The following is a 10,233-nucleotide window of genomic DNA, read 5'->3' as shown; positions in this document are numbered from 1 at the left end:
AGTTTACGCCGAACCATGACTACGCGTTGTCAGTAGAAGGGTTGACGGACCGGCAGTGACTCCTTCCAAATATCCCGATGAAGCGTCCTCGCTCGCTCACGACTCCGGCCATCGGTCTCGCAGTCGTCGTCGGCAACCTCCTCCCGCTCGTCGGCGTCGCCGTCTGGGGGTGGAACCTCGCCGCCCTGCTCGCGCTCTACTGGTTCGAGGCCGTCGTCACGACAGTACTCACGGGCGGCAAGCTGTTGTTCGCGGAGCGTGCATCGACGGACGCCAGCGCGCGGCTCCAGCCGCTCTCGGAACTTACCGCCAAGCGCGGCGGGGTCCACGTCCGAGCCGACTGGCCGCCCGTCTACGTCCGGAACGTTCCCTTCGCCATCGGCGTCCTCGGCGTCTCGGGTGTCGTGTTGGTCGCCTACGGCGTCGTCCTCGCACTGTGGCTCTCCGTGGACCCGGCCAGCGTCGTCTCCGCCGGCTTCGTCGCGAGCGCGCTCGGACTCGTCGTCGCCCGCCTCGTCGAGTTCCGGGCCGACTATCTCGGCCGCGAGGAGTATCGCGACGTCTCCGCGCGGATGCTCGCGGCGACACCTGCCCGGCAGCTGCTCCTGCTTCTGTGTCTCGTCCCCGTCGCCAACAGCGGGGCAGGCGGCCGCGCGCTGCTCGTCGCCGTCGTCGCAGTGAAGCTCCTCTCGGACGGCTACGGCTTCCTCGTCGAACACACCGCCCACTCGCCCGGTCGGCTCGGCCGGTGGCTCCTCGGGCCGCGCGACACCGCCGAGCCGCCGCCGACGGTCGACGCGCCCGACGTCGAACCCGATGTCCGCGTCGACACCGACACGCGCGCCGTGCTCCTCGGCGGGACCGCACCCGTCGCCGCCGGACTTATGAGTCGGCCGGGCTACCTCGCGGGCTTCGTGTTCGTGCTGGGCTGGTTCGTCTTCGGGACGCCCGTCGTCGTGGCCGCGGGTCTCGCGCTCTGTCTCATCGCTGGCGTGAAGCTCGCAGCGCGCTATCTCCGGTTCGGGGCGCTCCAGTACTAACGCCGCGGCGACTATCTCGTGGCCTACGACCGACTGCTCGACGAACCGCAGTGGGCAACGCCCGTGCGCCGACTCCACGACGTCGACGTCGAAAACCGCGTCGCCGACCGACTGCTCGGGACGGGGACGCTCACGCTGTCAGACGTCGAAAGCGGCGGCCGCTCGGCCGTCCAACTGGGTCCTGTCACCGACCTCGACCGCGCCGTCGACCGACTCGATCTTCCGGTCGTCGACACGAGCCGCCCCGAGACCGACCGGCGAGTCGTGGCCGTCGCTGCGGTGCTCAGTGGCTGTTTCCTCGCCGTCCCGCTCGGTCTCTACGCGCTTCCGAGCGTGAGTCAGGGCCAGGCACTCGGCGTCACGCTCCTGCTCGGGCCGTTCTTCCTCCTCCTCGTCGGCATCCTCGTCGCGAGCGGTCTCTCGCGGATCTAGGCGGCGACGCCGTTCTTGACAGCCTACGGCGTTCTTCGCGGCCTACAGCGTGTATCCGGCTGCCGCTGCGGCCCCGTAGAGTTCGATGTCGGCACCGAGACCCGTCAGCCTGACCTCGGGCGGGTCGGCGAGCGCGTAGTCACCGAGATAGCGGTCGAGACCGCCGAAAAACCACTCGGGGTTGTTGCGCGCGACGGAGCCGCCGACGGTGACGATGCCGGGGTCGAACGCGTTGAGCACAGCTCCGACACCAGCGGCGTTGTAGCGTGCGACGCGGTCGAGACAGTCCCGAGCGACCGCGTCGCCGTCGGCTGCGGCGGTGAACACGTCCGGCGCGGTGAGTTCGTCGCCCGCGCGGAGGACCGACTCGCGCCCGTCGTCAGCGTCGGCGAGCAGCCGCTCGGCGAACCGCGGGATACCGCGGCCCCCGCAGTACGCCTCCCACGCGCCGCGGACGCCGGTGCTCGCGAGGTCGCCGTCGGCGACGACCGGAATCAGGCCGACCTCGGCGGCGTAGCCCCGCTCGCCGCGCAGCGGCTCGCCGTCGACGACGACGCCCGCGCCGATGCCGGTGCCGACGGTGACGTGGACGACCGTCCCGTAGCCCCGGCCGTCGCCAAAGATCGCCTCGCCGAGTGCGGCCGCAGTGCAGTCGTTCTCGACGGTCGTGGGAAGCCCGAGTTCGGCTTCGATGACTTCGGCGAGGGGGATGTCGTGCAGCGTGTCGCCGTCGGCGGTGTCGAACTCGGTGACGACGCCGCGTTCGTGGTCGACCAACCCGGTCGTGGAGATGGCGACGCGACTGAGGTTCCCGCCGCCGTCGGCGCGCTCTCGGAGTCGCCTGACGACGCCGACGAGCTGTGCGGGGAGGTCTCTCGGGCGAGTGGGTTCGGTGTCGACGTCGACGAGGTTGGCTTCAGAGACGCGGCCGTACCGGACGGTCGTGCTGCCGACGTCGACGACGGCGACAGGGTCAGATGCCATACCGGACTCGTGACGACGCTGTGAGGTGGCGTTCGGTACTCATCATCCGCCTCGACCGGACGTAGTCAGTTCAGTGTTCGTACTCCAGCCGACTCGGTCGGTGACAGTCGGCCGCCACCTTCTCACGGGGTGGTGACCCGTACGACGACGGGTTTTATGTCTGCGCATTTAACTATAATTTGAGGAGAGTGGGGTCGAAGACTACTCTGGTGGCTGTCACGACGGCCGTGCGGCCACCAGAGAGAGAACATGTCAAACGACCCTCGAAACCTGTCCACGCCAGTGGACGCCGAACTACCGACGCACAGACATCTAACCAGACCGCTTCTCGATTCTATCGAGCGGTTCCGTGCGGTTCTCATGTATAGCTCGCTGTATCTCGTCGTCATCGCGATGGTGGAAGTCGCCACCGCGATGCTCGCACTGTCGCTGCCGTTGAGTCCGGCACCGCTCGTAGTCGGTCTCGTGACGTTCGCCGTCTACGTGGGTGACCGCATCACCGACGTCGACACCGACGAGGCAGTCGACCCGAACAAGGCCGACAAATGTGCGTTCGTCCGCCGACACCGGAGCGTCCTCTCCGTCCTGTCGGCGGCGTCCTACGGACTCGCCATCGCGATCTCCGTCCTCGGTGGCCCGCTCGCGCTGGCCATCACGCTGCTCCCCGGCGCGTTCTGGGTCGTCTACGCGACCGACTGGCTCCCGACGGTCGGCTCGTACTTCAAGCGGCTGAAAGACGTCCTCGTCGTCAACTCCTTCATCGTCGCGCTCGCGTGGGCCATCGCGGTCGTCCTCCTGCCGATGGCGTTCGCCGAGGCTGCCATCACTCCGGCCGCAATCGTCGTCTTCGTCTACTTCCTCGTCGACACCTTCGTCAACACGGAGATACCCAACATCGCCGACATGGAGGGTGACGCCGCTATCGGCGTGTCGACGCTGCCCGTCGCCTTCGGTGTGACCCGAACGCGACAGCTCCTCTACGGCGTCGACGTCGCGCTCGTCGCCTTCGTCGGCGGCGCGTACGTCGTCGGTATCATCTCGACGGCACTGGCCGTCGCGGTCCTGGTCGGGCTGGCCTACGCGCTGGTACTGGCCTCCCGTATCGGCCGGACGACGAGCTACGGCCGGCTCTCGGTCGCCGGTGAAGCGAAGCATCTCGTCGTCATCGCGGTCTATCTCGCACTGCTGTAGCCGACCCGACTCCTCCGTTTTTTCACCTAGTCCCCGAATTTGTCGTCTGAGAGTCACGAACGGCCGTTTCTGGCGTTTGGTCGACGTGATTGGGCGGATGTTTCATATAGCGGGAGCAAAGAATCCATCACACTCGTGGTCTCCGTAACGATCCTCTATGGGCTGCTGTTTCTGTCCGTCGCGGTCGGCACGGCAGCCACAATTCTTGCGTGGCGCGTCCGCTCGGAACCGGGTGCGAAACCGCTGGTCGCGCTCCTGCTCGGACAGAGCTGGTGGTCGACGTGTCTCATCTTCCGGCTCCAGGCGACGACGATTGACGCGAAGCTGCTCTGGACCGACCTCGCGTGGCCGGGCGTCGTGATCATCCCGGTCGCGTGGCTGCTGTTCTCGCTCGAATACACCGGCCGAGACGAGTATATCCGGCCCCGGTACGTGGCACTTCTCGCCGTCGTCCCCGCCATCACGGTCGTCCTCGCGTTGACGACGCCGTATCACGACCTGCTGTACGCCCGCCCCCTGGGCTTCGGTCGGACCGGCGTCTTTCTCGTCACCCAGGGCGGCCCGTGGTACTGGGTCATCGCGGCCTACACCTACCTGCTCGGACTGGGCGGCATCATCCCGCTTCTCGGGCTGTTGACGAGCGACGCTGTGACGTTCCGCGGGCAGAGCACCGCGCTCATCCTGGGACTGTCGGTGCCGTGGCTGACAAACGTCCTGTTTCTCGCCGACGTCTTCGCGACCTCCGGCATCGACCCGACGCCGGTCGCGTTCTCCGTCTCCGGCGTGGCGTATCTGGGCGCGCTCACGCGGTTTCGACTCTTCGGGACCAGCCCCGCGCCGAACAAACGCGCCCGGAAGTTCCTCTTCGACCGGATGCAAGACGGCGCGCTCGTCGTCGACATGAACGGCTACGTCGTCGAGGTCAACGACAGCTGCGTCGACCTCCTCGGCACCGCCGCACCGACGCTGTTGGGTGCCCCGGCCGCCGACGTCATCCCCGACTACGAGCAGTTCCCCGACGAGGGGTCGCTTCCCGGTCATCTGCTCGTCGGCGACACCGCCGGTGGACAGCCCTACGACGTCACGGTGACGCCCATCACGAACGTCAGAGGCGACACCATCGGCCGGGTCGTCACCTTCCACGACATCGGCGAACATCTCCGCCAGCAACAGCGGCTCACCGTGTTGAACCGCGTCCTCCGGCACAACATCCGGACGGAGACCAACCTCATCCACGGCTACGTCGACCGGTTCGCGGACGACGAGGACGCGGAGATCGTCAAAAAGCGCGCGCTCCGCATCGAGGAACTCGGCAAGAAGGGGCGCGACGCCATCGAACTGTTCGACAAAAGCACGGCCGGACGGACGCCGCGACCGCTCGCCAGCGTGCTCGACCGAGCGGTCTCGACGGTTCGCACGGCGTCGCCAGCGGCCACCATCTCGGTTCCGGACGTTGCCGACGACGTGTTCGTCGCCGGTCTGCTCGACGTCGTCTTCACCAACCTCGTCGAGAACGCGGTCGAACACAACCCCGCCCCCGAGCCACACGTCTCCATCACGGTGACGACGACGGCCGACCGCGTCATCGTCGAAGTCGCCGACGACGGGCCCGGCATCGAGGACTACGAACTGCGCGTGTTGCGCGACGGCACCGAGACACCGCTGGACCACGGCAGCGGGCTCGGACTGTGGCTCGTCCAGTGGGGCGTCGAGATTGCCGACGGCTGGGTCGAGTTCGCGACGCCGGAGTCACGCGGCACCGTCGTCACCGTCGGCGTCCCACGCCTCCCGCCCCCCTCGTCGGGACCGTAGCCCTCGGGACTGTGGTTCACCTCGCGAAACGGGTCGCAGAGTGAAAAGATTGACAAGTGAGACCGCGCGAAGCTCTCATGTGCGTCACACGACGCACACGCCCGCACCTCGGCCGACGTACGGCTGGCGCTTTTCTCGCCAGCTGTACGCCCCACAGCCCGTCCGACCGGTGCCTCCCGACACCGGTCGGACATCCCTCTCGTTTGCGATTTGACGCTGATTGACTGACTCCGTGAGCTGTGCGGCTCTGATTTTGCAAGCGACTTAGTATTGGAGAGGTCGCTCGTGGGGTCTCAAGAGTGTTGAGTAACGATGTAACTCAGTAGCGTCGTCTGCGCGAAAAATCGAAGTTCAGTTGTGTGGGCTTAGCCCTGGTAGGTCCACGACGCGACGATGCGGTCGCCGACGATGACGTTGAGTGTGTCACCCGTTTCAAGTTCTGCGTCGATGCCAACCGTTCTCGTGTCACCAACCGTCAGCTCACTACCGAGTTCGTCTGTAGTATCGAGCGCGGCAACGTCACTGTTCAGCGTGAGCGTCGCAGATTCGGGGATTGCGTCACCACCGCTGTGAGTGACTTCAATCGTACTGTCGGCAGCATCTGCTGTGTAGTCGAACGACAGGCTTGCCTGCGGCGACGTGTCGCTCACCGAATCGCCCAGCCCGAGGACGAACGTACCGATGACGGCTGCCAGAATGACTGTAATCGCGACCATGAGGATGACCCCGATAACAGGGGAGACAGCGCGGTCGTCTGTGTTGAATAGGTTGTTGAATTTCATGTTGTTCTCTCCACACCTCCAGTGAACTGGTCGGCCAGTGAGACCGACAGCGAAACAAAACGGACAGTGACCGGATTCGACGGCCACTCCGCGCCCGTTTCTACCCGGTTTTCCTGTAAGGCGTGTTCAGTTGAACTGGACGCTACTGAAATAAATAAAGTTTGCGGGGCAGACAGTAACTCGCGGTAGTGGTCCCGACCGAGCGAACGGGAGACACGACTCTTACGGCGATTTCGTGGGACGGCCTCGCCCCTGCCGCTCGTGTCACTCAAATGTTACCACCGCGAAGGTTTATGTATTCCCGACGACCCAGTCGGGAGACCACTCAGTCGCCGACTCGGCGGTCACAGCCACGTCGTCAGTTCGTTGACGGTCTCGACGACCGGGAGGACGAACCCGTCGGGGAGCGCGAAGTAGAACAGCCCCGAGAGGAGGAGGAAGTTCGTCGTCACCCCCGCGACGACGCCGAGGAGTCCCGAGCCAACCGGTGCGACACGGTCCGGCAGACGCTTCTCGAAGACGAGCCACGCGGCCAGCCCGCCCGCGGCGGCGAGATTGAGCCACGCGTGCACCTGGACTGCCTCGCCGAGGGTGACGTCTTCGACGACGAAGACGGCGAGCAGGAGCTGGGAGCCGACGAGCACCGTCAGCCCGTAGGCGAAGCCGACCGTCCACGGCGACTCGAGGAGGTCTCTGACGGCGGCGAGGCGGGCGACGCCGTAGACGAGAAGTGGCATCATCGGGACGAGATACCGGACGGTGATCATCGCATGAAGGGGTAGCCGGTGGATGTAGAAGACGGTGAAGAGGAGCGAGAACACCGCGACGAACCAGTCGGTCGCGACGACGGCGTCGCGGCGGCCGGTCGAGCGGTGGTCTCGAATCCAGGCGAGCACCGCCCGCGGGAGCACCACCAGGGCGGCGAACAGCGGCGCGGATTCGAGGACCGAGAGGTTGATTGCGCGGCCACCGTCTCTGCTCGCGACACTTTCGAGGTAGCCACCGCGGACGAAGACCCGGTAGAGGCGGTCCGCTTCGAGTGCCGCCCCGATCCCCTGTCCGAGATAGCCGCCGAGTCGGCCGACCTGCGAGACGGCTTCGAGTGTCGAGCGTTCGACGAGACCGACGACGCGTCGCCAGCCCGTCGACGACCCCTCTCCGGCCGCCTGTCCGCCGTCACTGCCGCCGCTGGGGTCGACCCCCAATCCGTGGTTCCCTGTCGCCGAGACGCTGTCGCCCGGTTGGAACCGAGGGAGCAAGCGCGGCGGCTGGAACGGGTTGCCCGCGACGAGGAGGTTCGTGAGCATGAACGGCAGCAGCGACAGCCCGAACGCGACACCGACGACGCCGAGGTCCCGACGCGAGTTCGACGCCGCCGTTGCGAGGTCGACGACGACCAGGGCGACGAAGAGGACGAACGCCTCGGCCGCCTGGACCCACGCGGTCAGCCCGACGACGGCGTAGGTGAGTGCCCGGAACCGACGTGCCTCGGCGGGTTCGACAGCGGCTCGGCTCCGGTAGAAGCCGTAGACCGTCGCGAGGACCAACATCGCGACGTACGTGTGTCGTTTCGGAACCGTCGCCCAGAAGCCCACGGGCGTCGCGAGCGCGACGGCGGCACCCGCTGCGATTCCGACCCGCCGGTCGTGAAGGCGCGTGAGGAGCCGGTACAGTAGCACCGCCGTGAGTGCGGCCGCAGCCATCGAGGTGATTTGGAGGGCGAGGAGGCTGGCCCACCGCGTCGGGAGGTCGGTCGCGACGGCGACGTTGAATCCGAACGCCACGAGCGCGACCGTCGAGCCGACGACAGCACCGAGCGTCTCGCGGCCGACCACCCGGCCCGCCAGCCAGCCGAAGCCGAGGAGGCTCGCACTCCACAGCCCGACGACGACGAGCCGGAGGTCTGCGACGAGCGCGAGTCCGCGGAGCGCGTAGACGACGGGGAGGCTCACGACGAGCTGTCCGTAGTTCCGCCCGTACCGCGTGCCGTTGCTGCTCACCATGCCGGGCGTCGCACCCGACTCCGGCCCGTAGACGACGTCGACGACCGCGAGATGGCCGTTCGCGAGGTTGTAGAGCGCGTTCGCCAGGGTGTAGTTGTCGTTGACGAGCACCCCGAGTCGCCACGAGAGTCCGAAGAAGGCGAATGCTCCGAGGAAGAGCAGCAGTCCGTACTCGTCGCCGAAGACGGCCCGGAAGAGCCGAGTGCTGGTCGTCTCAGAGCCATCGTCGGAGAGAGGTGTGCGAGCCATCGGTCACTCCTCGACGTCGACAGTCACGTTCGCCGTCTCGAGGACGCGCGTGGTCCCATTCGACCGGACGGAGACCGTCGCCGTCGCAGCGTACTCTTCCTGTTCGATCTTGTCGGCCTCGATAGACTGCTGGCTGACCGCGAGCGTGACCGTCTCCGGGCTGTTCGCGTCGAGTGTGTACAGCGACTGGCTGGCGTACCCAATCTCGCGAATCTCCAGCTGGTAGATGACCGTCACCGTCCCGGTGATCGATTCGACCTCCACCGTCGCCGCCGGAACCGAGAGCGTGTAGACTCCCGACCCGGCGACACCCCGTTCGAGTCGGTAGCCTTCGGCCGGAACCGCGGTGTCCGAGACGCTGAGGGTTCCCGTCTCGGCGTCGACCCCCGGAAACCGCGCGTCCGTCCGCTGGGGCGTGAGGTCGACCCCGCCGACGAGCGGCCCGCTCACCACCGAGACGCAGAGGAAGACGAAGAGGGTGGAGAGGACGACCGTTCTGGGCCGGTTCATTGCTTCTCTGTGGCGGTGTCTGTGTGAAAAGAATGCTGGTTGCGACAGTGTCGGCCCGCGTCGCTCCCAACCGAGTGGGGGCTTGTTGTGAGTTCCCTTAGCACAATTGCTATACATGAGCCGCTCGAAGCCGCGGTGTGAGCGACGTTCATAATCCACAGTCATCATTACCCCCCGGATCGGTCCAGCTCCTCGTCGATCACTTCCCCAACGGGGTCTTAGCACTCGTCGACACCGATCTCCGGTTTCAGGCCGTCGGTCCCTCCTCCCGCCGTCTCTGTGGATGGAGCGTCGATAACGTGATCGGAAAACGGCTCGAAGAAGTGTTCCCCGCGGAGACCGCCGAGCGACTCGAGTCGAACCTCGCGGCGACGCTCGACGGCGAGGGCCGGTCGTTCGACGCGGTCTTCCTCGGCGAGACCCACCACGTCGAAACCCGTCCGGTGGACGTCAACGGCAAGTCACACGCGGTGGTGGCCACGCAGGTCGTCACCGACGACCGACACGCCACGACAGGAGCCGAGCAGCAAGCCCAGCATCTCGAGCAGTTCGCCAGTATGCTGTCTCACGACCTACGGAACCATCTCAACGTCGCCCACGGCCGACTGGACCTGTTTCACGAGACCGGCGACGAGGCACATCTCGACGACGTCGAGACGGCACTCGAGCGTATCGAGGAGCTCACGACCGACCTCACCGTGCTCGGCCACCGAGACCAGGCTGACGTGGATCACGACCCCGTCTCGCTCGCCGACGTCGCCCGCGACGCGTGGGAGACGACCGACACCCGGTCGGCCACACTCTCCACCGACGCGTCCGAGTTCGTCGGTGACTACAGCCAGCTGCAGGCACTCTTCGAGAACCTGTTTCGCAACGCTGTCGGCCACGGCGGCTCGGACGTCGCCATCCGCGTGGGTCCGCTTGCCGACGGCTTCTACGTCGAAGACACCGGGACGGGAATCCCGCCGGAAGACAGAGAGCAGGTGTTCGACCACGGCTTCACCACGAGCTACAGCGGTGACGGCGTCGGACTCGCCATCGTCGAGCGTATCGCCGAGGCCCACGACCTGACCGTCTCGCTCTCTGAGAGTCCCGAGGGCGGCTGTCGGTTCGAATTCCGTGCTGGCGACAGTCAGTGACTACTCGGGGAGCGGCTGCACGCACTCACTAAGTGCCACCAGTCCTACAACTCGTTCTATTCACGTCCGGTACGACGGTCTTCACTGAAGA

At 66.4% G+C, this 10,233-nt stretch carries 9 protein-coding genes; 5 read left to right on the top strand and 4 right to left on the bottom strand.

All coding sequences use genetic code 11. The features are described 5' to 3' along the window. Positions 1–77: 77 nt before the first annotated feature. Both BLR57_RS14145 and BLR57_RS19640 read left to right on the top strand, forming a co-directional pair. Complete coding sequence (locus tag BLR57_RS14145) at positions 78–1,040, top strand: DUF6498-containing protein (protein ID WP_211603281.1); 963 nt, start codon at positions 78–80, stop codon at positions 1,038–1,040. Between the two features lie 18 nt (positions 1,041–1,058). After that, positions 1,059–1,472 carry a hypothetical protein gene (locus BLR57_RS19640; protein WP_211603278.1) on the top strand — a complete coding sequence of 138 codons (414 nt, stop codon included), beginning with the start codon at positions 1,059–1,061 and terminating at the stop codon, positions 1,470–1,472. Positions 1,473–1,514: 42 nt separating this feature from the next. Here BLR57_RS19640 and BLR57_RS14140 read toward each other — a convergent pair whose 3' ends face one another. Further along, entirely contained in the window at positions 1,515–2,456 is a 942-nt protein-coding gene (locus BLR57_RS14140; protein ID WP_089698632.1) for an ROK family protein, read from the bottom strand. 360 nt (positions 2,457–2,816) lie between these two features. Here BLR57_RS14140 and BLR57_RS14135 point away from each other — a divergent pair, with 360 nt between their 5' ends. Both BLR57_RS14135 and BLR57_RS14130 read left to right on the top strand, forming a co-directional pair. After that, on the top strand, positions 2,817–3,647 hold the full coding sequence (locus BLR57_RS14135) for a UbiA family prenyltransferase (protein ID WP_244510044.1): 831 nt from the start codon (positions 2,817–2,819) through the stop codon (positions 3,645–3,647). 135 nt (positions 3,648–3,782) lie between these two features. Beyond that, on the top strand, positions 3,783–5,459 hold the full coding sequence (locus BLR57_RS14130) for a histidine kinase N-terminal 7TM domain-containing protein (protein ID WP_089698628.1): 1,677 nt from the start codon (positions 3,783–3,785) through the stop codon (positions 5,457–5,459). Positions 5,460–5,824: 365 nt separating this feature from the next. Here the strand turns inward: BLR57_RS14130 and BLR57_RS14125 are convergent, their stop codons facing one another. From BLR57_RS14125 to BLR57_RS14115, 3 genes are all read right to left on the bottom strand, one after another. Beyond that, the gene (locus BLR57_RS14125) at positions 5,825–6,241 is read right to left on the bottom strand and encodes a type IV pilin domain-containing protein (protein ID WP_089698626.1); all 417 of its coding nucleotides are present in this window, start codon (positions 6,239–6,241) and stop codon (positions 5,825–5,827) included. 344 nt (positions 6,242–6,585) lie between these two features. Then, positions 6,586–8,493, bottom strand: a complete 1,908-nt coding sequence (locus tag BLR57_RS14120) for a hypothetical protein (protein ID WP_089698625.1) — start codon at positions 8,491–8,493, stop codon at positions 6,586–6,588. A 3-nt stretch (positions 8,494–8,496) separates the two neighbouring features. Continuing rightward, the gene (locus tag BLR57_RS14115) at positions 8,497–9,003 is read right to left on the bottom strand and encodes a hypothetical protein (protein WP_089698622.1); all 507 of its coding nucleotides are present in this window, start codon (positions 9,001–9,003) and stop codon (positions 8,497–8,499) included. 137 nt (positions 9,004–9,140) lie between these two features. Here BLR57_RS14115 and BLR57_RS14110 point away from each other — a divergent pair, with 137 nt between their 5' ends. Further along, positions 9,141–10,142 (top strand): sensor histidine kinase, encoded by a 1,002-nt coding sequence (locus tag BLR57_RS14110; protein ID WP_089698621.1) that lies wholly within the window; start codon positions 9,141–9,143, stop codon positions 10,140–10,142. The last annotated feature ends 91 nt before the right edge of the window (positions 10,143–10,233 follow it).

Source organism: Halogranum gelatinilyticum (genome assembly GCF_900103715.1).
Taxonomy (GTDB): Archaea; Halobacteriota; Halobacteria; order Halobacteriales; family Haloferacaceae; genus Halogranum; species Halogranum gelatinilyticum.
This window is presented reverse-complemented; position numbering and strand designations above follow the sequence as displayed.

Coding starts and splice junctions, on each gene's coding strand:
- BLR57_RS14145 (WP_211603281.1), top strand. CDS start 78: ATGAAGCGTCCTCGCTCGCTCACGACTCCGGCCATCGGTCTCGCAGTC.
- BLR57_RS14140 (WP_089698632.1), bottom strand. CDS start 2,456: ATGGCATCTGACCCTGTCGCCGTCGTCGACGTCGGCAGCACGACCGTC.
- BLR57_RS14135 (WP_244510044.1), top strand. CDS start 2,817: ATGTATAGCTCGCTGTATCTCGTCGTCATCGCGATGGTGGAAGTCGCC.
- BLR57_RS14125 (WP_089698626.1), bottom strand. CDS start 6,241: ATGAAATTCAACAACCTATTCAACACAGACGACCGCGCTGTCTCCCCT.
- BLR57_RS14120 (WP_089698625.1), bottom strand. CDS start 8,493: ATGGCTCGCACACCTCTCTCCGACGATGGCTCTGAGACGACCAGCACT.
- BLR57_RS14115 (WP_089698622.1), bottom strand. CDS start 9,003: ATGAACCGGCCCAGAACGGTCGTCCTCTCCACCCTCTTCGTCTTCCTC.